Genomic DNA, 23,123 nt, shown 5'->3' on the forward strand with positions numbered 1-23,123 from the left:
CCGGAGGTGACCACCATGGACGCGTGCGAAGGCGGTCCGGCCGAGGCCGTCCGCCCGCCGGCCTGGTCCGATGTCGGCGGACCGGCATGCTCCCGCCCGTCGGGCGCACCGGACGACGAGAGCAGGGAGCAGGGCGATGCGGAGACCTACGCCGTCCTCGGCGAGGACTGACCGGGCGAGGACCGGCTGGGCGGAGGCCGTCGGGCTCGGCAGCTGCCGCCGTCCTTCGCGCGCCGTCCGGCGGCCGGTCCACCACCGCCCGGCCGCCGCTGGCCCGGTGTCGGTCGCGGCGCCCGGGCTGCCCGCTGCCCTGCCCAGGCCGGAGGCTGTGCCGTGTGCTGGAGCGCGTGCTGAGGCGCTTCAGCGCGCGCCGGGGCTGCGCCGCGGGCTGAGGCGTTTCAGCGCGCCGGTGTGAACTCCGCGAGCCGGGCCAGGCCCTCGGCGACCGCCGCGAAGCCGCGCTCGAGCATCCGCAGCTCGTACTCCTCGACGGCGGCGGCCAGTTCGGCCTCGCCGCGGTGGACGGCCGTGAGCGAGCGGCAGAGCAGCGCGGCGTCGCGGAACGCCGTGTTGGCGCCCTGGCCGGCGCTCGGCGGCATGGCGTGGATCGCGTCGCCGAGCAGGGTGACCGGCCCGGTGCCCCAGTGGGGTACGGGCTCGGCGTAGCGGATCGTCAACGGCGAGCTGTTGCCGACGTCGGACCGCCGGACGAGCTCGACCAGATCGGGGTGCCAGCCGTCGAACAGCTCGAGCAGCCGGTCGCGCACCTCCGCCCAGGCGCCGGGCTCGGGCGAGAGCGGCTCGGGGAGCATCGCCACCCAGCGCAAGTAGCTGTGCGCGTCCGGCAGTTCCACCTCCGGCGCCAGCTCGGCCGCCGCGAGCCGCGGTGGCCGCCGGAACTCCATCCGGCCGATCAGCAGGCTCAGGTCCGCGCCGCGCACCAGCGTGCCCGCGCCCGGTACCAGGCCCGAGAGACGCTCGGTCAGCGGGGTGCGCCCGAGCAGCGCGTTGCCGGGGAGAGCGGTGACCTCGGCCCCGGGCAGCAGCTGCCGCCGCACCGCCGAGCCCACGCCGTCCGCCCCCACCAGGAGGTCACCGACCGCGCTGCCACCGTCCGTGAGCCGGGCCTCGACCCGGCCGTCCGCCCGCTGTTGGTACCCGGCCACGGCCCGGCCGAACTCCACCCGGTCGCCCAGCCCGGCGAGCAGCAGCTGCCGCAGCACGTGCCGGTCGGCGGCCGTGCCCCCGGACGCCGCGCCGAGCCGGCGGACCTCGTTCAGTTGCTGGTCCACCACCCGCCGCTCGCCCGCGAGCGGGCCGGTCACGGCCTCCAGCAGGCCGTGCAGCCGGTGCGGCAGGCACTCCCGCAGAGCAGCCAACCCCGGTTCGTCCAGCCCGATCCGGAAGCCCTGATAGCGGCTGTCCGGACCGGGCTCCCGCTCGAAGACCCGGACGTCGATCCCCGCCCGGACCAGCCCCTGGGCCAGGCAGAGCCCACCGATCCCGGCCCCGGCGACCAACACCTTCATGTGCTGTTTCCTCTCGTGATCGTCAGTCGCGCGGGTCGAGCAGGATGACCGCGGCCGAGCACGGCGCGAGCGTGCTCGGCGCCGAGCCGTGCCGGACCGTCGGCGCGTCGTCGCCGTCGTGCCAGGCGAGGGTGCGCCGCACCCGGTAGTCGCCGGGCAGGTCGAGGCGGAACGGCTGGGCGTGCTCCGGGTCCTTGTTGACCAGGACCACGGCCAGCGTCCCGTCGGCCCGCCGGACGGCGTGCACGCCGAGCGCTTGGTTGTCCGTGGTGGCGGCCAGGGTGTCCCCGCCGCCCCGGAGCGCGGTGGTCAGCAGCTTCATGGTGTGGAACGGCGCGAACGGCGTCCCGGCCGGGGGCTCGCACGGATCGGCGCCGGACCAGTCGGCCGGGCACTCGCCGGAGGACAGCAGCCCGAGGTCCCCCCAGTCCTTGCCGTCCTTCCCGAACAGCCCCGGGCCGTTGTAGAGGGCCCACCAGTCGACCTGGGAGACGCCGTTCTCCAGCAGCGACAGGTTGCTGTCCAGCAGGTAGAGCGCGCCCGCGGTGGTGCGCTGGTGCGGGTTGCCCACGTTGTCGAGGTTGGTCTCGCCCGCGATGACGTCGATCCGGTGGTCCGGTCCCGAGGCGCGGTCGAGGGCCGTGCGCACGGTGGCCATGGCGCGGGCGGTGGCCGAGGTGTCGGCGAGCAGCTCTGCCTCCGTGGTGACCCCGGCGAAGTGCGCGTGGTACCAGTGCACGTCGACGAAGTCGACCGCCGCGGCCAGTCCGGGGGTGCCGAGCACCGCCTCGTCCCACTCCTTGGCGCGGGCGTCGGGCCCGGGCGCACCGAGCCGCTGCGGGTCGTACGGGAACAGTTCGATGCCGACGCGGATGCCCGGGTCGACGGCCTTCATGGCCTTCGCGTACTCGATGCTGTTGCGCGCGTACGCCGCCGGGCTCCGGTCCGCGTGCGCGTCCGGCTCGCGGACCTCGAGGTCGTGGCCCGGCCCGGGCGGGGTCGGCCCGGCGGGCTTGTTCCAGCCGTTGAGGTAGACCTCCTCGCCGATCACCCAGTCCCGGACGCCGTAGCCCCGGGTCACGTTCGCGTAGCGCACCCAGTCGGCGGCCTCCTGCGGATCCCCGGGCTTGGGGTCGGCGTCGGTGCTCGGGTGGTCGGCGGTGTCGCCCGGCCCGGTCCCGTAGTTGACGTGCACCAGCATCCCGGCGCCCGCGGCCCGCGCCGTCCGGGCGAAGCGGTCGAAGGAGAACCGCGGGGTCAGGTTCTGGTAGCCGTAGCCGCCCGGGCCGTTGTACGGGCCGTACGGGTCCGGGCTGAGCCAGCCGCCGTGGTCGAAGTGGTAGAGGTCGCCCGCTCCGCCGGCGTTGAACGACAGAGTGCCGATGCCCGCCTCGCGGATCCGCCTCGGGGTGTCGCTACGGGTGAACTGGGCGCTCCAGAACGGGGTGTTGACCCCGATCGCGTCGGCCGGGACGGTGTTGGTGACCCGCCCGTCGACGGTGACCGTCGCCATCGCCGGGCCGGGTGCCGCGGCCTCCGCCACCGGGGCCACAGCCGGTCCGGCGAGGACCGCCACGCCGATGGCCAGGGCCAGGATCCGCTTCGTCATGGTGCTCTCTCTCCTGGGTGTGCGTTCGATTGATGCACCGTCAGCTTCGCCAATCCCGGCCCCCGGGCGGCAGGTCGCTCCGTCACCGATCGGGCATGACAGCTGTCACCCCCGGCACCATGACCGCCGTCAGCCCGCCGATGGGCCCCGCGGGCCCTGCGCCCGGGTGAACCCGTGACCCCGCTCCACCTCCGCCACGTGCAGGTGTGGCTCCGCCGGGACGGCCCGCGCGGTCCGCCGAGGGCGATTCCGGCCCGGCCACGGTCGGCGCCTTCCGCCCGTGGCGCGCTCTGGCGTCACTCGACCGGGTGAACCGCGTGCCGGTCCCCCCGAAGCCCGGCTCCGACCGGGCGGGAGCGGGCCCGGCAGCGCACCGCGGACCCCCGTTCGTGGGCGTCCGACACCGCCTCCGCGCGGTTCTCGACCGGCGCCCACCCGTGCGGGCTCGTAGCGTCCCCGCAGAGGGCGTGTGCCCTCTCCGGCCCCGATTCGGACCCCGATTCGGACCCCGATTCGGACCCCGAATCGGACCCGGAACCGGATCCCCGAACCGGATCCCCGAACCGAGGAGGCAGCCATGGATGCCGCTCGTACCCCGACACCGCCGCCGAGAGCCACCGCCGCACCCACGGCCCGGCCGGTGGGCACCAGGCCCGCCTGGTCCGCACCCGCGGTGGAGTGCCACCGCACCGGCGCCGAGGTCACCGCCTACGCCGGCCGGGCCCCGCAGTGGCGCGACCGCTGAGCCGCGAGCAGTTCGCGGCCAGGCTGTACGACCTGCACGGACGGTACTGGGACACCCACCCGTTCCACCTGCGCCTGCACTCCGGTGGCTGCACACCACCGGAGCTGCGGCGCTGGGTCGCCAACCGCTGGTACTACCAGCTCTGCCTGACCCGCAAGAACGCCGCGATCATCGCCAACTGCCCGCTCCCGGAGGTCCGTCGGGCCTGGGCCGGCCGGCTTGCCTACCAGGACGGGCTCCATCACGACGGCCCCGCCCAGGACGGGCCCGGAGCCGAGGGCGGCCTCGCCGACTGGCTGGTGCTCGCCGAGGCGGTCGGCCTGGACCGCACAGAGGTCCTCGACGAGCGGCACGTCGCCCGCGGGGTGCGTTTCGCCGTCGACGGCTACCTGCACTTCTGCCAGACCCGGCCCTGGACCGAGGGAGCGGCGGCGGCGCTCACCGAGATGTTCTCGCCCGACCACATGGCCGACCGCGTCACCGCCTGGCGCGAGCACTACCGCTGGATCGACCCGGCCGGCTACGCCTACTTCGAGCACCGCATCCCGGTCGCCCGCCAGGACAGCGCCCGCACCCTGGAACTCGTCCTGGACCACTGCGTCACCGAGGCCCAGCAGCAGGCCGCCGTGGACGCGCTGGCCTTCAAGTGCGAGGTGCTACGGGCCATGCTGGACGCCGTCGACTACGGAGCCGACCGATGAGCACCGCCCCGGCCGTCCCCACCGCCCCGGCCGATCCCGTCCCCGGACTGCGCGCGGGCGTCCGGCTGGTGCACGACCCGGCGCGCGGCCGGTCCGCGCTGCTCCACCCCGAGGGCGTGCTGCTGCTCAACGACACCGCCGCCGCCGTCCTGCGGCACTGCGACGGGCGCCGCGACGCGCGATCGCTCGCCGCCCGGCTCGCCGAGGAGTACGACGGGGTGGACGGCGCCCAGGTCGACGCCCTGCTCGCCGAACTCGTCGAGCGCCGGCTGCTCACCCTGGACGGCACCGGCGCCCCCGTCCGGCCCGCGACGGCCGCCGCACCTCCCCGCGGCGCGGTCCGCGCACCCGCCCCGCTCGGACTGATCGCCGAACTCACCTACCGCTGCCCGCTCCAGTGCGCCTACTGCGCCAACCCGGTCGAACTCTCCCGCTACCGCGCGGAGTTGGACACCGGGCAGTGGCTGCGGGTCCTCGAGCAGGCCCGCGGGCTCGGCGTGCTCCAGCTGCACCTGACCGGCGGCGAACCGCTGCTGCGCCGCGACCTGACGCAACTCATCGCTCACGCTGCGGAGTTGGGCCTCTACACCAACCTGATCACCAGCGGCGTCCCGCTCGCCCCCGGGCGCGCCGAGGAACTCGCCGCGGCGGGCCTCGACCACGTGCAGCTCTCGCTCCAGGACGCCGAGCCGCGCAGCGCCGACGCCATCGCGGGGATCGCCGCCCACGACCGCAAGCTCGCCGCGGCCCGGCAGTTCACCTCCGCCGGCCTGCCGCTGACCGTCAACGCCGTGCTGCACCGCGGCAACCTGGCCCGGCTCGGCGCCCTCGCCGACCAGGCGGTCGAACTGGGCGCCGACCGGGTCGAGCTCGCCCACGTCCAGTACTACGGCTGGGCCTGGCGCAACCGCGCCCACCTCGTCCCCGACGAGGAGCAGGTCCGGCAGGCCGAACGGGACGTCGCCGCCGCCCGGGAGCGCCACGGTGAGCGGGTCGAGATCGGGTACGTCCCCGCCGACCTGCACGGCGGCACCGTCAAGCCCTGCATGAACGGCTGGGGACGCGAGCAGCTGGCGGTCGCCCCCAACGGCGACGTCCTGCCCTGCCTCGCCGCCGCGCAGCTGCCCGGCCTGACGGTCCCCAACGCGGTCACCGACGGACTCGCGGCGAGCTGGCACGACTCGCCCGCGTTCAACCGGTTCCGGGGCACCGACTGGATGCCGGAGCCGTGCCGCAGCTGCGCCCTGCGCGAGTTGGACCACGGCGGCTGCCGCTGCCAGGCCTACCAGTTCACCGGCGATCCGGCGGTGACCGACCCGGCCTGCCGGCTCTCGCCGCACCGCCACCTGGTCACCGAGCCGGTCCCGGCCGAGACGCCGACCCCGGTGCCCCGGCGCTACCGCTGAAGGCCCCTCCCGCCGAAGCCCGAGTACGGGAGGAATCAGGTGAAGATCAGGGTCCTCGGGACCGCCGCGGGCGGCGGCCTGCCGCAGTGGAACTGCGGCTGCGCCGAGTGCGCCGCCGCCCGCCGCAGCGGTGCCGAACGCAGCCAGGACTGCCTGGCGGTCAGCGGCGACGGCCGGGCCTGGTACCTGGTCAACGCCTCCCCGGACCTGCGGACCCAGCTGCTCGCGGCACCCGAACTCGCCCCCGCCCCGGGCACCCGGGACACCCCGCTGCGCGGCGTCCTGCTGACCAGCGGCGAACTCGACCACACCCTGGGCCTGCTGACCCTGCGCGAGGCCGACCGGCTGACCGTGCACGCCACCGAGCCGGTGCGCCGCGCGCTCCACCAGGCCTTCCCCGTGGGCCCGTTGCTCGCGTCCTACACCGGAGCCCACTGGCACACCGTCACCCCGGGCGAGCCCGTGGAGCTCGCCGGCGGGCTGCGCGCGGAAGCCTTCGCGCTCGGCGGCAAGCGCCCCCGGTACGCGGCCGACCTACCCGGCGAGGGCCGGCCGGACCGTACGGACTGGGTGACCGGCTACCGGTTCACCGCGGCGGACGGCGCCGCGTGCGCCGTGTACGCCCCGGGGCTGGCCGAGTGGACGCCGGCCATGGACCGCGCGGTGGCCGGGGCGGACCTGGTCCTGCTCGACGGCACCTTCTCCACGGCCGACGAACTCGCCGAGCGGACCGGCGGCGCCCGCCGCTCGCCCGGCATGGGCCACCTCGCGGTGCGGGACTCGCTCCCGCACCTCGCCCGCCGACCCGGCCCCCGCTACCTCTACACCCACCTCAACAACACCAACCCGCTCGCCCGTCGCGACCCGCCCCGGGCGGCGGATCTGGCGGCGGCGGGCGCCGCGGTCGCCGAGGACGGCATGCTGATCGAACTCTGACCCGACCGGACACGGATGTGCCCGACCGCCGAGCGGTCGGGCACACCCCGGTTCGCGTGGGCGCTCTACTGGCTGCCGAAGGCCACCAGGTGGCCGTCCCTGGTCCCGACGAAGACCCGGCCGTCGTCGGTCGCGGGGACCACGAACTTGGCCGCCGTGCCGATCGGGAAGGAGCGGCGCAGGTGCATGACGCCGTTGACGGGCACCGCGTCGTAGACCCGCAGCTCGCCGCCGACGCCGCCCGCACCGGAGCCGGACCACACCGCCCAGACCAGCGCGGACTTGGGGTTCGGCCCGTAGGAGGTGACCGCCGGGGACCCGGAGCCGTAGCCGAAGCCCTCGTTGCTGGTGCCGATGCTGCTCAGGACCGGGACACCGGCGCCGTTCACGCTGTACTTGAGCGCGCGCAGCGGGGAGCGGCCGTTGCCGGTGTCGGTGGCCACCGTGTAGACGTAGCCGCCGCCACCGCCGAAGACGGAGGGGTGGCCCCAGACGCCCTCGAAGGGGCCGGCCATGCTGACCGGGTTGTCGGTGCCGTTCGGGCCCTGGCCCATGCCGCCGAGGTTGTCCCGGTCCAGCAGGAAGACCCGGCCGTCCTTGCCGACCTGGACCAGCAGGTGCGGATGCGCGGCGGTGCCGAAACCGGACGGCAGCGCCATCGGGCCGCCGGAGCCGAGATCGGTGTCGTTCTTGTCCAAGGTCCGGTTGTCGGTGGGGCTGAAGAAGTCCCTGGCGCTGAGGCTGCCGTCGCTGTTCACACCCAGCCGGACCACCGACTCACCGAGGTGCCCGGGAGGCCGGTTGCCGGGGCCGGGGCTCGGCGAGGCGCCCGTGCCGGCTCCGTTGCCGGTGGCGAGGAAGATCCGGCCGGAGCCGTCCGAGACCAGCCCGCCGCCGCTCTGCCAGATGCCGGCCTCCATGGAGTCGGAGCCGGCCTCGGTGGACCACAGGGTGACCTTGCGGGTGGAGGCGTTCACGCCGACGACCTGGCCGACGTACGGGCCGGTGTCGCAGTAGGAGGCGAAGGCCGCGTACACGGAGCCGTTCATCAGCAGCAGACCGGGGCGCTGCGCGGCGGTCTTGGCGTTGAACGGGTGGCTCGGGCTGTTGGTCGGCGTGCCCTGGATGGTCACCGGCCAGCCCGTTCGCTCGGCGCCGGTGGAGGCGTCCAGCGCGTGCATGTACCAGTGCGGGTGGTCGACGTCGGGGCCGTCGTTGACCTTGCTGGTGAGGTAGACGGTGTTGGACGACGGGTCGTACACCGGTGTGCCGGTGATCCCGGTGTGGGCGGCGGGGTCGTTGCAGCTGACGGTCGAGGTGGGCCACGCCGCGCCGAGGTGCTGGCTCCAGTTGGTCCTCCCGGTGGCGGGGTCGAGGCCGAAGGCGTCGTTGTTCTCGGTCGCCGCGATCACGTTCGTGCCGGTGGCCAGCGGCTGGGCCAGCACCGCGCCGTTCACCGCGGTGGACCAGCGCTGCCCGAAGTTCGACGAGGACACCTGGGCGGGGGAGAGGTTCGGCTCGTTCGCGTCCCACCCGGTGCGCTTGTTGTTGACCGACACGGTGGTCTCGACGGCCCGCGCCGGTGTCGCGAAGCCGAGCAGCAGCAGGCCCGCCGCGGCCGCCGGCCCCGCCTTCAGCCGGAGCAGCGTCCGCCCTCCTCTCACTCCTCCGTCTGTCCGGTGCGTCGGTGAACTGAGTCGCGTCATGTGCTCCGCCTGGTCTCCGGTTTGCCGTGGACGCTGTGGTCCGGCCCGAAGGGCCCATGGTGGTGACACATCGTCAGTTCGTGGTGCATCCGGGTGGCGACGCGGCGGCGGCTTCATGCGAGGGGAGCAGCGCCCGGCGGCTGAAGGAGCCGCGGGGAGGTCAGGGAACGGACGGGCTCGCGCTCAAGCGGCTTGCAGTTCCTCCAGCGCCCCCTTGGACAGGCTGACCCGGACCAGGGCGGCGGCCAACCGGGCGTGGTCCTTCGGCGGGACGAGGCCGCCCAGGCCGCGCGGGGTGTGCGGCAGCCCGAGCTCCTCGGCCGCCCCGCACGCCCGCTCGTCGAAGTACGGGCGCAGCCACGGCCACACCGTCTGGACCTCCCGGCAGAAGATGTCCGCGCCGACCGGCCCGATCCGCGGGACCTCCTGCAGCAGCTCCCGCAGCGAGCCCGGGTCGCCGTCGGCCTCGTCGCGCAGCCTGCGCAGGTCGCCGTGCCAGCGGTCGAGCAGGAGCTCCGCCCCTTCGCCGAGCGCGGTCGCGGTGCTCTCGTCGTACCGGACGTAGTGGGCCCGGCCGAGCGCGTCCACCCGGTCCTGCCAGCTGGAGTCGGCCATCGCGCGGGGCGTGCGGTACCCGGCGGCGGACAGCTCCCGGGCGGCCTTGGTGGCGGTCTCGGCGCTGATCCGGATCGAGCACAGGACGGTCAGGACCAGCAGCCGGTACAGCGGCGAGGGCTTGTCCCGCAGGGTGATGCCGGCCTCTTCGGCGTACGTCCGGCCGTGCTCGGCGAGCAGCCGGGAGGTGATCGTGTCGACCGTCATGGTGTCGGCACCTCCAATGGGTGGGTGTCCGTCAGGCCCGGGCGAAACGCGACCGGTGACGGCCGGTCAACCGGCCCCTGGCAGCCGTACCTCCAGGTGCCCCGAGAGCACCCGGGTCTCCAGTACCGGCTGCGGTGCGGTGGCGGGGCCGCTGACCACCTCGCCGTCCCTCAGCCGGAACTCGCTGCCGTGCCAGGGGCAGCGCAGGCAGCCGTCGACGACGGTGCCCTCCGAGAGCGGGCCGGAGAGGTGGGCGCAGCGCTCCGCGAGCACGTGGCAGCGGTCCCCCTCGCGCACGACGACCACGGCGAGTTCGCCGGCCCTGCGGCGGACCGGCTGTCCGACGGGGAAGTCCTCGACCGCGCCGAGCGCGGCCCAGTCCGCCGGCGCCAGCCGGGGGACCGCGGCGGCCCGGTCGGGCCCGGCGGCCTGCCGGTAGGCCAGGTGTCCGCCGAGCACCCCGCCGGTGGTCACGGCGGCCATCCCGGCCAGGCCGAGCAGCCGGCCGCGGCTGCGGCGCCCCCGGCACCGGGCCAGTAGGGATCCGGCGTACAGCAGCACGCCGCCGGTGTTGGCGAGCGCGTGCACCAGGCCGGTGCGCCGCCGCGGCGGGTCGAGCCGGGCCCAGTCCACCCAGCCCGCCAGCGCGGCCGGCCCGGCGGACAGCAGGCCCGCCGCCACCAGGGCGTCGGCCGAACGGCTCCGGCCCGGTGCGAGGTCCAGCAGTCCCGCCGACGTCCAGCAGCCGATCGGCAGCTGGACCAGCGCGGGGTGCAGCGGGTGGCCCAGCCACACCCCGCGCAGGGCGTCCCGGGACAGGCCCAGCGGAAGGGCCTCGACCGCGTCGGCGAGCGGCCCGGCCGGGGCGTCCAGCACCTCCCAGTGCGCGGGCGCCTCCAGGGCGCGGCGCAGCCGACGGGACCAGCGGTGGGTGTGCAGAGCTGAGGCGTTCATACCGGGCGGCTAGCCCGAGTCGGCGCGGCCAAACCCGCTGCCGGCCCCGGTGTCGGCCCGGTGGCGGGCTGACCGGAAACGCCCCGTGGCCCCCACTCCGCTCGATCGGGAGTGGGGGCCACGGGTTTCCGCCGGGCGCCGGGTCAGGCCTTCTTCCCGGCCTGCGCGACGGCGCCCTGGACGGCGTCGACCCGCAGACCGATGAAGGCCTGCCGGGGGTCGTTGAAGTTGGTGAACGGCTGGGGGATGACCCGGCCGAGCGCACGGTACTGCTCCAGCGCCTCGGTCGGGCGCCCGGCCTTGGTCAGGGCGTAGGCGAGCCAGCCGCGGGTGTACTCCATCCGGGGGTGGTCCGGGTCGGCGGCCGCGAGGTCGGCGAGGGCGGCGTCCAGGGCGGCGCCGACCTCCGGCCGCTTCCAGGCGGTGGGCTTCTCCCGGTCCTGGGCGAACTGCTCGAAGTAGGCCTCCAGCTTGATCGGGGTGAGCAGGCTGCCGGCCGGTGCGGCGGCGATCGCCTCGTCGATGAAGCCGTGCATCAGCTCGTGGCTGCCGTGCCACTTGTCGCACCAGTACTGCAGCGCCCGGTTGTGCGCCGCCCAGTGGTGCGGCTCGCGCTTGGTGAGCTCGCCCCAGAGCTCCCGGAAGCGGTCGTTGGACCAGTTGAGGCCCATCGCGACGGGGATCTGGGCGACCCACGGGTTGGGGTCGTCGTCGGGGGCGAGGGCGGCGGCCGCCACGGCGGCCTGCTCGGCCTCCAGCAGGACCCGGCGGAAGCTCTCGAACTGCTCGCGGGTGACCTGGCTGGCCCGGGCGCCGGTGCGGATGTTCCAGGCCAGGTAGACCAGGGCGTCCGCGTGGACCAGGGCGGCGACCGGATCCTGCGGCCGCTCCGCGCGCCAGGCGCGCAGCCAGGTGTCGTCCTCGGCCGCCAGCTGGGCCAGCTCGCGCTGCCGCTTCCAGCGCACGTCGGCCGAGACGTCCGCGCCGAGGTGGGCGGCGGCCGGCTGCCAGTCGCCGGCCTTGGCGGCGGCGAGCGCGGCGGCCTCCTCGGGGCCGGGCTCGCCGTCCAGGACCATCTCGCTGGCGGGCAGCAGTCCGTGCTCGGACGGGACGATGGTGTGCTTCGCCCGGTCCTCCTCGGCGAGCCGCGCCTCGTGCTTCGCGATGGTGGCCTTGGCCCGCTCCAGCTGGGCCAGCTTCCGCTTGGCCAGCCGGGTCATGACGACCGGGAACAGCAGGACGAGGCCGACGACGGCCAGCACGATGATGCCGATCAAGGGTGTTCCTTCCGTGGCGTGGTGGTCGGTCCGCCGGGCCGGTCAGACGGCGCGGGCGACGGGCGCGGGGAGGCCGGCCCCGGTGAGCAGCGCGCGCAGCGGCGCGGTGTCCGGGGTGTCGGCGCAGGCGGCGTCCAGGGCCGCGTCGAAGCCCTCCTCGATCCCGTCCGGCAGCCGGAGCTCGGCGGGCCCGGCCCAGGACAGCTCCCAGCCGGCCAGGCCGGCCTCGGCCAGCGCGGTGACGACGGCGTGCGCCAGCTCCTCGCGCAGCATCGGGCGGGCGAACTCGCGGGCGGCCCGGCCGGTCGCGGCGGCGGCCTGCTCGCTCTTGGGCAGCCGGTCGGTGAACTCCCAGGCCCGGCCGGCGTCGACGGCGTCGAGCAGTCCGTGGACGGTGGCGGGCAGGCCCAGCCCGGTCAGGGCCCGGTGGGCCGGGGCGGAGGCCTCGCGGGCGTGGGTCAGCATCGCCGTGCGGACCAGTTCGGCCCATTCGACCCGCTGCTTGCCGGCCGCCTCGGGGACCAGCGTGACGACCTCCAGCTCGGTGAGCACCCGCTCCGCGTCGTGCAGCAGCGCGAGGGCGGGGCCGGCGGCGCCGGGGCCGCGCCCGTCGTCGGGCAGCTCCTCGATCGCGGCGACCCGCAGCCGGATCGGAGGGTGCGAGTCGTAGGGGTCGGGAGCCTCCTCGGGCAGGTCCAGCGCGTGCTCGGCGAGCTCCGCCCGGCGCTTGGGGTCGCTCAGCAGGTGGAGCAGGCCGCCGTAGACCTGGCCGGGCGGCGGGAGCAGGCCGGCGTCCCAGCCGATGGTGGCGTAGCGGCTGAGGTAGAAGTCCTGGGCGGCGACCAGCGTCGGCATCTTGCGCAGCGCCGAGGCGGTGGCGTCGCGGCCGGCGAGCCGGGCGGCGACCTGGTCGGCCGCGTACTCCTGGCGGCGGCCGACCGCCTCGGAGATCCGGAAGTACAGCTTGGCGTAGAGCGCGAAGAGCTTGGCGAGGACCCGGTCGACGCCGCCGGTCGCCTGCTCCCGGGACGGCTTGCGGCCCTTGGCGAGCCGCTTCTCGGCCTTGGCGGCGAGCTTGGCGGCCTCCTCGGCCTGGTGCTGGTCGGCGCGCTGGTGCAGCCCGCCGATGGTGTGCAGGAGGGCGCGGCGGCCGGCGACGGTGACGGCGGCCAGCTTGACGTCCCGGTTGCTGTAGTGGCCGAACTCGTGGGCCAGTACGGACTCCAGCTCGCCCTCGGTGAGGCCGAGCAGCAGCGGGGCACCGATGACCAGGTGACGCTTGCCGGGAATCAGGCCGAGCAGCCTGGTCTCCTCGAACACGCCTGCGTTGACCTGGGGCACCAGCCGGATCTCGGCCGGTCCGCGGACGCCGGTCCGCTCGGCGATCCGGTCGACCATGGCCCACACGGCGGGCTGCCGCTCGCGGGTGAGCACCACGCCGGGCAGCTCGCCGTCGTGCTCGCGGCGGCGGGTCAGGAACACCACCCGGACCACCGGGTAGCCGATCGCGACGCTCAGGGCCCAGATCTTGAGCAGCCCCGGGCCGAAGTGGCCCAGCTCCTGGTACAGGGCGACGTCGAGGGCCAGCAGGCCCGCGAGGATGCCGAGGGCGAGCAGGTAGAAGCCGGCGAGCAGGGCCACGGCCGTGACGGCGCGGCCGGATGTGCTCATGGCGGTGGAACGCTGGGGCGCGCCCATGCGATGGTCCTCCCCCTGGGCGCGACGACAGGGCGGCGCGCGGTCTGTGCATGGTGAACGGGTGTACGACGAGTGAGGATCGTAGCGGCCACGGGACGTCCCGCGCACCGGAGTTCTTGCCCCCGGAACATGGCTCCGACCTGCGGGTTCGTCGCGAATTCCGATTCGTGCGGGCTTGCGGGGATTCCTCACCCCGATTCGGCTGCAGTGGCCGAGAGTAACGATTCCCGCCGGGTGCGAATCGCCGGACAAGCCCTGGCCGGCTGACCCGAACGGCCCCCGGCCGGGGTGCGGTTCCCCGGCGTGATCGGTTGCATACTGTCCGGACACGTCCGGAGGTTCTCATGCCCATGGTGGATGTCACGGCGCTCGGCCGACTGGTCGCGGAGTACGACGCCCTGTCGGAGCTGCGCTCGCCCGAAGCCCAGCAGCGCCTGCGCGACGTCTGCTACACCATCGCCGTCTACACCGGCGAGACGGACGCCGCCCGCGCCGTCGCGGTGGCCCGCGCCCTGCTGGCCCCGGGCCGTCGGGGGCCCGTCGACGGCGCCGCCGTGGCGACCGGGCCGGTCGCCGACCGGGACCACGGGGCGCTGCTGGCCGAACTCGGCGAACTCGCCGAGCGGGAGCGGGAACGGCACCGGACGTTGTCGACCCTGCCGGACGTCCTCCAGCTGACCAGGGTCGCCGTGCCCGGCAGCGTCGGCGCCGCGGTGAGCACCTGGCACGACGACGGCACCGTCGAGACGCTGGCCGCCGGCTCCCCGCAGTTGCTGGCGCTGGAACGGGCCCAGGGCGAGGCGGGCGCCGGGCCGCTCGCCCGGATCCGCCGCCAGGGCGAGGGGCAGCTGCTGGTCCGGCTCGACCCGGGCCGCCCCGGGCGGTTCGCGGACCGGGCCCGTCGCTGCGGGGTGCGCGCCGTGGCCACCGAGCACCTGCGTACCCTGCCGCACGGGTGCACCGCCTTCAGCGTCTACCTGCGGACGCCGGTGGAACCCGGCACCCCGGCGAGCGCGCTGGTCTCCGTCCTCGCCCTGCAGGCCTCGGTCGCGCTGGACCGCGCGGCCCTGGCCCGGACGGTCGCCGACCTGCTCGACCGCCGGCACGCCATCGGTCCGGCCATCGGCGTCACCATGGAGCGGCTCGGGGTGCCCCCGCACACCGCGCTGATCCTGCTCGCCCGGGCAGCCCAGCGGCTGGGCACGGACCTCGACACCGTGGTCCACCGGCTCGCGGCGGACGGCCGGTAGCGGTCGACGGACCGGGGACCGGGTTCGCGGGAACGGTGGTGTTTCCGAGCGGCGGCCCGGGGCAGCCGCCGGGTGTCGGAGCCACTTCGACTTGGGACGACATCATGACCACACCCGATCCCGATCCCGACCGCACCCCGGCGCTGGACGAACACGGCGCACTGCCCGGCGGGGACACCCCACCGGCCGAGGGTGGAATCTCCGGCATCTCGCACCCGGAGCCCGTGGAAGTACGGCGGGCCTGGGGGCCCTGGCCCGCCGTCGTGATCGTGCTACTGGCGCTGGCGGTCTCCGCCATGCTGGTCGGCATGATCGTCGTACTGGCCTGACGCGCCCTGCGGCCCGTCGGCCGGGGGGTCAGCGACCGCTGGCCGCGAGGGCCTCGCGGACGGTCACCAGGCAGGGGTCGCAGTACCGGTCCGGTACCGCCGCGCCGGTGCCGTCGGCGGCCGGTACCACCCGTTGGGACGGTTCGAGGAACCGCCCGCACAGCGACGCCGTCGCGTCGTCCTTCGCCACCACGTGCCACACCACGGCGGGCGGCGACACCGCCGGGTCGTGCTCGGCCCACATCTCGTACACGGCGACCTCCGGGGTCTCGGGGCTCGGTCCCCCCATGCAACCCCGGGACACCCCGCTCGGCCACCGGGCCGAGTCCGGTGGGATGGTTACGCCGTTGGGAGACGGGCACACGCGCGGTCGGCCGGGACGGACCCGGCCGGGAGACCCGAGGAGGCCCCAGATGAGCATGGTGAAGGAGTCCGTTGACGTCGAGGTCCCGCTGCACGCCGCCTACAACCAGTGGACGCTGTTCGAGGAGTTCCCCCGCTTCATGGAGGGCGTCGACGCGGTGACCCAGATCGACGACCGCCACAACCACTGGCGCACCAGCATCGGTGGGGTCAGTCGGGAGTTCGACACCGAGATCGTCGACCAGCAGCCCGACGAGCGGATCGCCTGGCGGACCACGGACGGCGACGTGGAGCAGAAGGGCGTGGTGACCTTCCAGCGGCTGGACGACCTGCACACCCGAATCAACATGGCCATCGACTTCCGGCCGGAGGGCATGGCCGAGAAGACCGCCGACGTGCTGGGCGTGGTCGACCGGCGGGTGAAGGGTGACCTGAAGCGCTTCAAGGAGTTCATCGAGGAACGCGGCCGGGCGGAGGGCGGCTGGCGCGGCCGGATCAGCCCGGGCTGATCCCCACACACCGGTGCGGCCCCGCTCCTCGCGAGCGGGGCCGCACCCGTGCCGCGCCGTCAGCCCCGGTCGGAGCGGATCCGCACCGCCTCCTCCTCGGCCGACAGGCCCGCCGTGTCACCGGGGGCCTCGCCCTGCAGGTCGGTGTGCCGGTCCGGGAGGTCGAGCCGGCCGGCGGCGTCCTCCGGCGGGCCGGCCACGGCCGTCCGCTCGTCGGTCTCCGGCTCCTCCTGGGCGAGCCGGTCCTCCAGCGATTCCCCCTCGGCCTGCTCGGCCCCGGTGGTGCCGTGGGACTCGGCGGCCACCGGGGTGTCCCCGGGGACGGCCTGGATCTGCGGGTCCTGCGACCACTCGCGGGCGGGGGAGCCGTCCTGGAGGTCGGGGATGCCCTCGTCCTCCGGCTCGGCGCCCGGATCGTGGTGGCCCCGCTCGGGCTCCGGGAGCGGTTCCTCCGTCTCGGGCACCGGCTCCCCGGCGTCCCCCGGGTCGGCCCGGCTCGTTCCGGTGGGCGGACCCGCCGAGGGCGGCGGATCGACCGAGGTCGGCGGCCGGCGCGCCGGTCCCGCGTGGTCCTCACCGGGCTGGACGCCCGGCACCGGGCCCTCGGCGACCTCGGGCTGCTGCTCGTCGCTCCCGGCCACGTTCGGCGTCCCGCTCTTGCCGATCGGCGACGGACGGCGCTCCGGGCCGTCGCCCCGCTCCTCGGCGGGCTGCGTCCCGGCGGTGTCCGCCGGGCCGATCGCGCCGCCCATGTCGTGCAGCGGCCGTTCGGGTGATGATCCGTTCATTGAGATTCCTCCCTGTGCCCTGTGCGGCCCGGTCGACCGGGACCGCTGACGCGCCTACCCGGCCGCCACCGCCCGTACCGGCGGGTTTGCCGGGCCGGTGCGGGGTAGGCGCGCGGCATGGAGGACTTCGGACACCCGGCGGACGACTGGGCCGCCGACGACACGGAAGCGTTCGACCTGTGCGACCAGTGCGGCCAGGTCGTCGCCGGCCCGGAGCTGCTCAGCGCGCTGGTGCCGGACTCCTCCGCGCTGCACCCGAGCGATCCGGGGCTGGACGGCAGACGGGTGCTCACCGCCTGCACGGTGGAGCACCTGGCCGAACTGGTCGAGCACTACCGCGACCGCCCGTTCGTCCCCGAGGAGCAGTGGGCCGGCAAGGTCTGCCGGACGCTCGCCGGCCAGGACGAGCCCGTCCCGCTCAGCCTGGTCGCCCAACTGAGCGGCCTGTCGCTGCAACAGGCGGCGCGGGGCGTGGAGTGGCACAACGCCCGGGCCCGCGAGTGGCAGGCCCGCTACGGCGACCTGGCGGGCGCCGACCGAGACGACGAGGAGCCATGACCCCCGCCCGCCCGCGCAACGACCCGACCAGCCACAACGACCCGACCAGCCACGGAGGATGACGAACCATGAGGACCGCGAAGCGCTACCGCCTGGTCGCCGCCGACCCCTACCAGGAGTTCGTGCTCACCGCCACCGGCGCGACCGGCAGCACGGACACCGAGGTGTACGTGGACCCCTCCGGAGCCGTCCGCGCCGAGATCGACGCCGACGGCGAGGTGCGGTCCATCACCACCGCGCTCCCGCTGGGTCGTCCGGTCCGCGCGGAGCCGCTGGACTGACCGCCGCTGCGATGAGCCGCCGGCTGATCCCGAGGTCGCGCCCGGGACCAGCCGGTGACGGCTGGGTACCGCGCGTCACGGCTGGGTACCGCGCGTCACGGCGCCGCCGGGTCGACCAGGTCGGCCGTCGGGGGCTCCGGATGGTCGGGCTGTTCGTCGGGCTCCTCCAGGCCCGCCGCCGGTGCGTCGGGGCCCGCGGGGCGCAGGCGCGGGGGAAGGCCGCCGTCCATCGGGGACCGGTCGGGTTCCTCGGGCCCGTTCCGGCGGTGGCGGGCGCGACCGCGCATCGCCACCGCCCAGGAGCGTCGTCTGATGCTCACCACTGCCTCCCCCGGTTCGGTGCGGGTGCCTTCGGCCCGCCGCTGCCGCGCGGCTACCCGGATCGGGCACCACCAATCCGGCATGGCCGCGCGGATGCCGGGTACCCGCCGACATCCGGGGGCGCGGCCCGCCGCGCCCGACGTCCGCCAACGCTGCCGAGGAGGAGCGATGACCCACCCCACCAAGGTCCTGGCGATCGTGACGAACTACGGCGTCGAACAGGACGAACTCCTCGTCCCCGTCCGGCACCTGCGCGAGAACGGCGTCCAGGCCGACATCGCGGCCCCGCACCGGGACGACATCCGCACCCTGGTCCACGACAAGGAGCCGGGCGAGACCGTGCGGCCGACCCACACCCTCGACGAGATCGAACCCTCCGGCTACGACCTGCTGCTCATCCCCGGCGGCACGGTCAACGCGGACCGCCTGCGGCTGCGCCAGGAGGCGGTGGCCCTGGTGCTCGCCTTCACCACCTCCGGCCGTCCCGTCGCCGCGATCTGCCACGGCCCGTGGCTGCTGGCCGAGGCGGGCGTCGCCTACGGCAAACGACTCACCTCCTACCCGTCCCTGCGCACCGACCTCGCCAACGCCGGCGCGACCTGGGCCGACGAGCCGCTGGTCACCGATGACGCCAACGACTGGCGGCTGGTCACCTCCCGCAACCCGGGCGACCTCGACCACTTCCTGCGGGGCATCGACTCCGCCCTGAGCGCCCGCGCCGGGGCCGCCGCCTGAGCGGTGCAGGTGACGACGAAGGCCCGTACGGACACCGCCGCGTCGTACGGGCCTTCGCCGCGCTGGTCACCGCGAGGGGAAGCGGTGGTGCTCCACCAACCGGGTGAACTCGTCCCAGAACGCCGGACCGGGCCGCTGACCGTCCGCGCAGACCGCGACCCCGGCCAGCCCGTCCGGCGCGCCGAACCCGGCCGCCCGGGACAGCTCGACGCCCGAGCCCAGCACCGCGACCGGCTTGCCGTGCCGCAGCGCCTCGGCGAAGAAGGCGACGGCGTCCGGATCGGCGGGCAGCGTGCGATCGCTGCCGTCCGGCACCACCAGGGCGTCGTACAGCACCGAGGCGGTGGTGGACAGCGGGCGGTCCACCGGCAGGTGCCCGCCGTCCTGCGCCAGCACGTGACCGCCGTGCGCGGCGAGCGTCTCGGCGCCGGCGCCGGCCTGGCCGAGCCGCTCGCGGACGGCCCGCACCTGGCCGCCGTCCACACCCGGCGCGGCCAGCACGGCCACCTTGCGGGTGCGGATGCCCGGCCCGCGCAGGTTCTCCAGGCTCAGCGCCGGGGAGACCCGCGGCCCGGCCACGTCGTTGCCGGCCGAGGCCGTCGCCCGGTCCGCCGGAGCCGCCTCGGGCTCCGGCACACCGATCCGGCGGGCCACCTCCGCGGCCAGGCCCGGGTCGACGTGCACCAGGTTGCCCACCATGCGCCGTCGGACCTCCTGGTCCTCGACCTTGCCGAGTTCGAAGGCGAAGCCGGCGGTGATGTGCCGCTGCTCCCAGTCCGCCATGCTGCGCCAGAACAGCGCGGCCTGGCTGTAGTGGTCGTCGAAGCTGGGGCTGCGCCGGCGGATCGCCGCGCCGTCGATCCGCTGCTGGTAGTGCTGGAACACCCCCTCGGCCAGCTGGCCGCCACCCATCGTGGCGGGGCAGCCGCCGCCGAGGGAGTTCGGCGCGTAGCTCGTCCCGGGGTTCACCACCTGCTGGCCGTAGCCGTCCCGGTGGTTGACCCGGACCTCGGCCAGCGGGCGGTTGACCGGCAGCTGGGCGAAGTTGGGACCGCCCAGGCGGATCAGCTGGGTGTCCAGGTAGGAGAAGTTGCGGCCCTGGAGCAGCGGGTCGTTGGTGAAGTCGATCCCGGGCACGACGTTGGCGGTGTGGAAGGCCGCCTGCTCGGTCTCGGCGAAGAAGTTCTGCGGGTTGCGGTCCAGGACCATCCGCCCGACCGGGCGCACCGGCACGAGCTCCTCCGGGACCAGCTTGGTCGGGTCGAGCAGGTCGAAGGGGAAGGCGAACTCGTCCTCCTCGGGGATCAGTTGGACGCCCAGCTCGTACTCCGGGAAGTCGCCCGCGGCGATCGCCTCCCACAGGTCCCGGCGGTGGAAGTCGGGATCGCGCCCGGCGGTGAGCTGGGCCTCGTCCCACACCTGGGAGCAGACGCCGAGCACCGGCTTCCAGTGGAACTTCACGAAGGTGCCGCGGCCGGTCCGGTCCACCAGGCGGAAGGTGTGCACGCCGAAGCCCTGCATCATCCGGAAGCTGCGCGGGATGGCCCGGTCGGACATCAGCCACATCAGCATGTGGGTGCTCTCCGGCTGGAGCGAGCAGAAGTCCCAGAAGGTGTCGTGGGCGGAGGCGCCGGTGGGGATCTCATTCTGCGGCTCGGGCTTCACCGCGTGCACGAAGTCGGGGAACTTGACCGCGTCCTGGATGAAGAACACCGGCATGTTGTTCCCGACCAGGTCGTAATTGCCGTGCCGGGTGTAGAACTTGGTGGCAAAGCCGCGCACGTCGCGCACGGTGTCGGCGGAGCCGCGCGGGCCCTGCACGGTCGAGAAGCGGACGAAGACGGGGGTGCGCCGGCCGGCCTGCTGGAGGAAGTCGGCGCAGGTGAACTCGGCCAGCGACTCGTACGGTTCGAAGAATCCGTAGGCCCCGGCGCCGCGGGCGTGCACCACCCGCTCGGGGATGCGCTCGTGGTCGAAGTGGGTGAGCTTCTCGCGGAGCTGGAAGTCCTCCAGCAGGGTGGGGCCGCGGTCGCCGACGGCGAGCGAGTTGTCGGTGTCGTCGACGCGCACGCCCTGGTCGGTGGTGAGCGGGCCGTCCGGGTCGGTGGCGCGGACGGCGTCGAGTGCCGCGTCCTTGGCGTCGCGCTGGGTCTGCGGTTCGGTCTGCGGTGCGGATCGCGGTGCGGATCGCGGTTCGGGGGCGTTGCTCATCTCGCTTTCTCCGTCCTGGAGCTTCGGGTGTCCTCGAGTCCGGGGGTCAGTGCTGTAGCAGCAGGTAGGCCGCCTCGGCCGGTCCGTCGGCCGCCGGGCAGGCCGTCAGCGTGCAGGGCAGGTGCGGATCGGCCACCGGCCGGGGCGCGCCCGGGACCCGGATGGCGTGGGCGCCGGCCGCGAGCGCGGCGGCGATCACGGTCTCTTCGCAGCCGACCACCGTGAGGCGCGAGGGCGGCAGGCCGAGTGCCCGGCAGGCGGCGATCACCAGACCGGGGGCGGGCATGCGGCAGGCGCAGCCGTCGTGCGATCCGTGCGGACACACCGCCCACACGTCGATCGTCCCCAGGAGCGCCTCGGCCCGGGCCTGGACCGCCTCGACCTGCCCGCGCCCGAGCAGCCCGCGGGCCACGGCGGGCTGGTTGCTCAGCACGCCGAGCGCGAAGCCCGCCCCGCGCAGCGCCGAGAGCGCGGCCCGGACGCCCGCCATCGGATGGACCATGGCGGGGTCGCCGTTGCAGGCGACGTTCTGGAGGAGCGTGCCGTCACGGCCGAACAACACCGCGCCCGACGGCCCGTCGGCCGCCGCTCCGCCGGGGCGGACGAACAGCCAGGGACCGGTCCGGCCCGGGGGCTCGGCGATCGGGCGGGGCTGCGGGACGGTCGGTACGGGTTCTCCCAGGTAGGCCATACTCCTGCGGGTTGCCGCCGTGGGAGGCGGCAAACGGTCCTCGGCGGGCGGATCAGGGATCGGGACGGGCCGGCCGGGCCGGGTGGGGCCGGGGCTCAGGGCGAGCGCTGCCCGGTGGTGTCGTGCCCGGCGAGGTGGTTGCGCAGGGCGGTGATCGCCCCGGCGCCCGGCGGAAGCCCCCAGACCGTCGGACACCGCGAGCCCCGCGGGCCGGCCCGGGCCTCGCGCAGCCGGCGCTCGCACCGCCGCAGCGCGTCCGGTCGGGCGCGCGCCCGAAGGGCGGGGAAGAGCTGCTCCTCGTCGCCGCGGCAGATGTGACGTTGGCCGTCCCGGTCGTCGATCCGGAGCCGGGACGTATCCGACGGCTGCCCGGGATCGGCGGCGGTAATCCTGCCGGCCGCCCTCCCCACGGCGGCGTTCGTGCTGGTGGCGGTTCCGTCGGAGGCCCGTGTTTGCCGCCGGGTCGCGCGGGGACACGCCGGACCGGCGAGGGGAACCGTCGAGGAGGCGACCAGCGATGTCGAACGATGCCATCGTCCTGCTACGGGAGGACCACAAGGAGGTACGCCGCCTGTTCCGCGAGTACCGGGGGCTCGCCGACGGCGACGACGGGGCACGGCACAGGACGGTCCAGAAGATCGTCGAGGAGCTGACCGTCCACACCTATCTGGAGGACGAACTGGTCTATCCCAGGATCCGCCAGGAGCTGCCCGGGCTCGCCGAGGAGATGGACCGCGCCGAGCAGGAGCACCACGTCGCCGACCTGCTCTGCGAGGAGCTCAGCCGGATGACCCCCGACGACGAGGGCTACGACGCCAAGACCGCCGTCCTGATCGACGCCGTGGAACGGCACATCGAGCAGGAGGAGGCCGACTGGTTCCCGATGGTGCGGGCCGCGCTCGGCCGCACGGAACTGCGGGAACTGGGCGAGCGGATGCAGGCCGTGCGCGAGACCGCCCCGCGCCGGCCGACCGCCGGCGGCGTGCTGCACCGCATCGCCGACGCGCTGGAGGGCTGACCAGGGCAGGCCGCAGGAGGCCGGAACCCCAGCAAGCACGGTCCGCGACAACCAGGAAGGAAGTCCCGTGCAGCACGACGAAGACCTGCTGGACCAGCTCACCGCCGACCACCAGGCCGTTCTGGTCCACTTCAGCGAACTCAGCGGTCTCCCCAGCGGGGACCCGCAGCGCAAGGAGCTGGCCGACCAGGTGACCGACCAGCTGGTGCGCCACACCCGCGCCGAGGAGCAACACCTCTACCCGCTCGCCCGGGACCGCCTGACCGACGGCCCGGCCGTGGTGGAGCGCGAACTCGCCGACCACGGCGCGGTGGAGGCCCTGCTCGGGGAACTGCGCCCGACCCGGGCCGACGGGCCGAGCTTCGACCGCCTGGTGGCCAGGCTGGCGGAGGAGGTCACCCGGCACGCCGCCGAGGAGGAGCACCGGCTGTTCCCGGCCGTACGGGCCGTCACCACCGAGGCCGAACTGCGCCTCCTGGCCGCCCGCGCCCGCGAGACCAAGGCCCGCTCCTCCGGCCGGCCGCGCCACCAGCCCCCGACCAAACGCCCCGCCGACCGGCTGCCGCCGCCCGAACGCCCGCTGATGGAACGGCTGCGCGAGTTCCTGACCCCGGGCGGCCCGCGCTAGGGCGGCGCCCCGCCCGGTTTCGCCCGGGTGGTCCCGGGCAGCCGAGCGGTGACCCGCG

At 75.1% G+C, this 23,123-nt stretch carries 26 protein-coding genes; 13 read left to right on the forward strand and 13 right to left on the reverse strand.

Annotated features, from left to right (window positions below; genetic code table 11):
* Positions 1-15 precede the first annotated feature (15 nt).
* Positions 16-171 carry a hypothetical protein gene (locus ACWCYO_RS18260; RefSeq protein WP_449784772.1) on the forward strand — a complete coding sequence of 52 codons (156 nt, stop codon included), beginning with the start codon at positions 16-18 and terminating at the stop codon, positions 169-171.
* Positions 172-398: 227 nt separating this feature from the next.
* Here the strand turns inward: ACWCYO_RS18260 and ACWCYO_RS18265 are convergent, their stop codons facing one another.
* Positions 399-1,529 (reverse strand): FAD-dependent oxidoreductase, encoded by a 1,131-nt coding sequence (locus tag ACWCYO_RS18265; protein ID WP_449784773.1) that lies wholly within the window; start codon positions 1,527-1,529, stop codon positions 399-401.
* 22 nt (positions 1,530-1,551) lie between these two features.
* Entirely contained in the window at positions 1,552-3,138 is a 1,587-nt protein-coding gene (locus ACWCYO_RS18270) for a hypothetical protein (protein ID WP_449784774.1), read from the reverse strand.
* A 577-nt stretch (positions 3,139-3,715) separates the two neighbouring features.
* Between ACWCYO_RS18270 and pqqA the strand changes: the two genes are divergently transcribed.
* The 4 genes from pqqA to pqqB are packed head-to-tail and all read left to right on the forward strand — an operon-like array spanning position 3,716 to position 6,926.
* On the forward strand, positions 3,716-3,883 hold the full coding sequence (gene pqqA / locus ACWCYO_RS18275) for a pyrroloquinoline quinone precursor peptide PqqA (RefSeq protein WP_270139769.1): 168 nt from the start codon (positions 3,716-3,718) through the stop codon (positions 3,881-3,883).
* On the forward strand, positions 3,868-4,584 hold the full coding sequence (gene pqqC, locus ACWCYO_RS18280; RefSeq protein ID WP_449784775.1) for a pyrroloquinoline-quinone synthase PqqC: 717 nt from the start codon (positions 3,868-3,870) through the stop codon (positions 4,582-4,584). The genes pqqA and pqqC overlap by 16 nt, the downstream gene beginning before the upstream one ends.
* Complete coding sequence (pqqE, locus tag ACWCYO_RS18285) at positions 4,581-5,990, forward strand: pyrroloquinoline quinone biosynthesis protein PqqE (RefSeq protein WP_449784776.1); 1,410 nt, start codon at positions 4,581-4,583, stop codon at positions 5,988-5,990. The genes pqqC and pqqE overlap by 4 nt, the downstream gene beginning before the upstream one ends.
* A 39-nt stretch (positions 5,991-6,029) precedes the next feature.
* Positions 6,030-6,926 carry a pyrroloquinoline quinone biosynthesis protein PqqB gene (gene pqqB / locus ACWCYO_RS18290; RefSeq protein ID WP_449784777.1) on the forward strand — a complete coding sequence of 299 codons (897 nt, stop codon included), beginning with the start codon at positions 6,030-6,032 and terminating at the stop codon, positions 6,924-6,926.
* 65 nt (positions 6,927-6,991) lie between these two features.
* Here the strand turns inward: pqqB and ACWCYO_RS18295 are convergent, their stop codons facing one another.
* From ACWCYO_RS18295 to ACWCYO_RS18315, 5 genes are all read right to left on the reverse strand, one after another.
* The gene (locus ACWCYO_RS18295; RefSeq protein ID WP_449784778.1) at positions 6,992-8,590 is read right to left on the reverse strand and encodes an outer membrane protein assembly factor BamB family protein; all 1,599 of its coding nucleotides are present in this window, start codon (positions 8,588-8,590) and stop codon (positions 6,992-6,994) included.
* 225 nt (positions 8,591-8,815) lie between these two features.
* Positions 8,816-9,454, reverse strand: coding sequence for an endonuclease (locus ACWCYO_RS18300; protein WP_270139761.1), 639 nt, complete (start codon positions 9,452-9,454; stop codon positions 8,816-8,818).
* Positions 9,455-9,520: 66 nt separating this feature from the next.
* Positions 9,521-10,408, reverse strand: coding sequence for a Rieske 2Fe-2S domain-containing protein (locus ACWCYO_RS18305; RefSeq protein ID WP_449784779.1), 888 nt, complete (start codon positions 10,406-10,408; stop codon positions 9,521-9,523).
* Positions 10,409-10,551: 143 nt separating this feature from the next.
* On the reverse strand, positions 10,552-11,685 hold the full coding sequence (locus tag ACWCYO_RS18310; RefSeq protein ID WP_449784780.1) for a hypothetical protein: 1,134 nt from the start codon (positions 11,683-11,685) through the stop codon (positions 10,552-10,554).
* Between the two features lie 42 nt (positions 11,686-11,727).
* Positions 11,728-13,356 (reverse strand): M48 family metalloprotease, encoded by a 1,629-nt coding sequence (locus ACWCYO_RS18315; protein ID WP_449784781.1) that lies wholly within the window; start codon positions 13,354-13,356, stop codon positions 11,728-11,730.
* A gap of 377 nt (positions 13,357-13,733) precedes the next feature.
* Here ACWCYO_RS18315 and ACWCYO_RS18320 point away from each other — a divergent pair, with 377 nt between their 5' ends.
* A complete protein-coding gene (locus ACWCYO_RS18320; RefSeq protein WP_449784782.1) occupies positions 13,734-14,633 on the forward strand; it encodes a DUF5133 domain-containing protein in 900 nt (299 codons plus the stop codon).
* A 104-nt stretch (positions 14,634-14,737) separates the two neighbouring features.
* Positions 14,738-14,962 carry a DUF6480 family protein gene (locus tag ACWCYO_RS18325; protein WP_270139753.1) on the forward strand — a complete coding sequence of 75 codons (225 nt, stop codon included), beginning with the start codon at positions 14,738-14,740 and terminating at the stop codon, positions 14,960-14,962.
* A gap of 28 nt (positions 14,963-14,990) precedes the next feature.
* Here ACWCYO_RS18325 and ACWCYO_RS18330 read toward each other — a convergent pair whose 3' ends face one another.
* Positions 14,991-15,251, reverse strand: a complete 261-nt coding sequence (locus ACWCYO_RS18330; protein ID WP_270139751.1) for a hypothetical protein — start codon at positions 15,249-15,251, stop codon at positions 14,991-14,993.
* A gap of 124 nt (positions 15,252-15,375) precedes the next feature.
* On the opposite strand from ACWCYO_RS18330, the gene ACWCYO_RS18335 reads away from it, so the two are divergent.
* Positions 15,376-15,834, forward strand: coding sequence for an SRPBCC family protein (locus ACWCYO_RS18335; protein ID WP_270139750.1), 459 nt, complete (start codon positions 15,376-15,378; stop codon positions 15,832-15,834).
* A 59-nt stretch (positions 15,835-15,893) separates the two neighbouring features.
* Here the strand turns inward: ACWCYO_RS18335 and ACWCYO_RS18340 are convergent, their stop codons facing one another.
* Positions 15,894-16,622: a DUF5709 domain-containing protein gene (locus tag ACWCYO_RS18340; protein ID WP_449784783.1), complete on the reverse strand. Its 729-nt coding sequence runs from the start codon at positions 16,620-16,622 to the stop codon at positions 15,894-15,896.
* Positions 16,623-16,739: 117 nt separating this feature from the next.
* Between ACWCYO_RS18340 and ACWCYO_RS18345 the strand changes: the two genes are divergently transcribed.
* Together ACWCYO_RS18345 and ACWCYO_RS18350 are read left to right on the forward strand one after the other, a co-directional pair.
* Complete coding sequence (locus ACWCYO_RS18345) at positions 16,740-17,180, forward strand: hypothetical protein (RefSeq protein WP_270139747.1); 441 nt, start codon at positions 16,740-16,742, stop codon at positions 17,178-17,180.
* Positions 17,181-17,248: 68 nt separating this feature from the next.
* On the forward strand, positions 17,249-17,461 hold the full coding sequence (locus ACWCYO_RS18350) for a DUF6296 family protein (RefSeq protein WP_270139745.1): 213 nt from the start codon (positions 17,249-17,251) through the stop codon (positions 17,459-17,461).
* Between the two features lie 95 nt (positions 17,462-17,556).
* Here ACWCYO_RS18350 and ACWCYO_RS18355 read toward each other — a convergent pair whose 3' ends face one another.
* Positions 17,557-17,781 (reverse strand): hypothetical protein, encoded by a 225-nt coding sequence (locus ACWCYO_RS18355; RefSeq protein WP_449784784.1) that lies wholly within the window; start codon positions 17,779-17,781, stop codon positions 17,557-17,559.
* Positions 17,782-17,950: 169 nt separating this feature from the next.
* On the opposite strand from ACWCYO_RS18355, the gene ACWCYO_RS18360 reads away from it, so the two are divergent.
* Positions 17,951-18,517: a DJ-1/PfpI/YhbO family deglycase/protease gene (locus ACWCYO_RS18360; protein WP_270139742.1), complete on the forward strand. Its 567-nt coding sequence runs from the start codon at positions 17,951-17,953 to the stop codon at positions 18,515-18,517.
* 66 nt (positions 18,518-18,583) lie between these two features.
* On the opposite strand, the gene ACWCYO_RS18365 is transcribed toward ACWCYO_RS18360, so the two are convergent.
* The 3 genes from ACWCYO_RS18365 to ACWCYO_RS18375 all read right to left on the reverse strand — a co-directional run bounded on the left by ACWCYO_RS18365 (position 18,584) and on the right by ACWCYO_RS18375 (position 21,829).
* On the reverse strand, positions 18,584-20,728 hold the full coding sequence (locus ACWCYO_RS18365) for a catalase (protein WP_449784785.1): 2,145 nt from the start codon (positions 20,726-20,728) through the stop codon (positions 18,584-18,586).
* Between the two features lie 46 nt (positions 20,729-20,774).
* On the reverse strand, positions 20,775-21,419 hold the full coding sequence (locus tag ACWCYO_RS18370; protein WP_270139738.1) for an HAD-IIIA family hydrolase: 645 nt from the start codon (positions 21,417-21,419) through the stop codon (positions 20,775-20,777).
* A 95-nt stretch (positions 21,420-21,514) separates the two neighbouring features.
* Entirely contained in the window at positions 21,515-21,829 is a 315-nt protein-coding gene (locus ACWCYO_RS18375; protein WP_449784786.1) for a hypothetical protein, read from the reverse strand.
* 107 nt (positions 21,830-21,936) lie between these two features.
* Here ACWCYO_RS18375 and ACWCYO_RS18380 point away from each other — a divergent pair, with 107 nt between their 5' ends.
* On the forward strand, positions 21,937-22,437 hold the full coding sequence (locus ACWCYO_RS18380) for a hemerythrin domain-containing protein (protein WP_270139735.1): 501 nt from the start codon (positions 21,937-21,939) through the stop codon (positions 22,435-22,437).
* A gap of 67 nt (positions 22,438-22,504) precedes the next feature.
* Positions 22,505-23,065: a hemerythrin domain-containing protein gene (locus ACWCYO_RS18385; RefSeq protein ID WP_270139733.1), complete on the forward strand. Its 561-nt coding sequence runs from the start codon at positions 22,505-22,507 to the stop codon at positions 23,063-23,065.
* The last annotated feature ends 58 nt before the right edge of the window (positions 23,066-23,123 follow it).

The sequence above is a fragment of the Kitasatospora sp. NPDC001683 genome, from assembly GCF_053596495.1.

Excerpts from the sequence above, each read along its gene's own strand:
- ACWCYO_RS18260 (WP_449784772.1), top strand. The coding sequence starts at position 16 with ATGGACGCGTGCGAAGGCGGTCCGGCCGAGGCCGTCCGCCCGCCGGCC.
- ACWCYO_RS18265 (WP_449784773.1), bottom strand. The coding sequence starts at position 1,529 with ATGAAGGTGTTGGTCGCCGGGGCCGGGATCGGTGGGCTCTGCCTGGCC.
- ACWCYO_RS18270 (WP_449784774.1), bottom strand. The coding sequence starts at position 3,138 with ATGACGAAGCGGATCCTGGCCCTGGCCATCGGCGTGGCGGTCCTCGCC.
- pqqA (WP_270139769.1), top strand. The coding sequence starts at position 3,716 with ATGGATGCCGCTCGTACCCCGACACCGCCGCCGAGAGCCACCGCCGCA.
- pqqE (WP_449784776.1), top strand. The coding sequence starts at position 4,581 with ATGAGCACCGCCCCGGCCGTCCCCACCGCCCCGGCCGATCCCGTCCCC.
- ACWCYO_RS18300 (WP_270139761.1), bottom strand. The coding sequence starts at position 9,454 with ATGACGGTCGACACGATCACCTCCCGGCTGCTCGCCGAGCACGGCCGG.
- ACWCYO_RS18305 (WP_449784779.1), bottom strand. The coding sequence starts at position 10,408 with ATGAACGCCTCAGCTCTGCACACCCACCGCTGGTCCCGTCGGCTGCGC.
- ACWCYO_RS18315 (WP_449784781.1), bottom strand. The coding sequence starts at position 13,356 with ATGAGCACATCCGGCCGCGCCGTCACGGCCGTGGCCCTGCTCGCCGGC.
- ACWCYO_RS18320 (WP_449784782.1), top strand. The coding sequence starts at position 13,734 with ATGGTGGATGTCACGGCGCTCGGCCGACTGGTCGCGGAGTACGACGCC.
- ACWCYO_RS18325 (WP_270139753.1), top strand. The coding sequence starts at position 14,738 with ATGACCACACCCGATCCCGATCCCGACCGCACCCCGGCGCTGGACGAA.
- ACWCYO_RS18330 (WP_270139751.1), bottom strand. The coding sequence starts at position 15,251 with ATGGGGGGACCGAGCCCCGAGACCCCGGAGGTCGCCGTGTACGAGATG.
- ACWCYO_RS18335 (WP_270139750.1), top strand. The coding sequence starts at position 15,376 with ATGAGCATGGTGAAGGAGTCCGTTGACGTCGAGGTCCCGCTGCACGCC.
- ACWCYO_RS18340 (WP_449784783.1), bottom strand. The coding sequence starts at position 16,622 with ATGAACGGATCATCACCCGAACGGCCGCTGCACGACATGGGCGGCGCG.
- ACWCYO_RS18345 (WP_270139747.1), top strand. The coding sequence starts at position 16,740 with ATGGAGGACTTCGGACACCCGGCGGACGACTGGGCCGCCGACGACACG.
- ACWCYO_RS18350 (WP_270139745.1), top strand. The coding sequence starts at position 17,249 with ATGAGGACCGCGAAGCGCTACCGCCTGGTCGCCGCCGACCCCTACCAG.
- ACWCYO_RS18360 (WP_270139742.1), top strand. The coding sequence starts at position 17,951 with ATGACCCACCCCACCAAGGTCCTGGCGATCGTGACGAACTACGGCGTC.
- ACWCYO_RS18365 (WP_449784785.1), bottom strand. The coding sequence starts at position 20,728 with ATGAGCAACGCCCCCGAACCGCGATCCGCACCGCGATCCGCACCGCAG.
- ACWCYO_RS18370 (WP_270139738.1), bottom strand. The coding sequence starts at position 21,419 with ATGGCCTACCTGGGAGAACCCGTACCGACCGTCCCGCAGCCCCGCCCG.
- ACWCYO_RS18380 (WP_270139735.1), top strand. The coding sequence starts at position 21,937 with ATGTCGAACGATGCCATCGTCCTGCTACGGGAGGACCACAAGGAGGTA.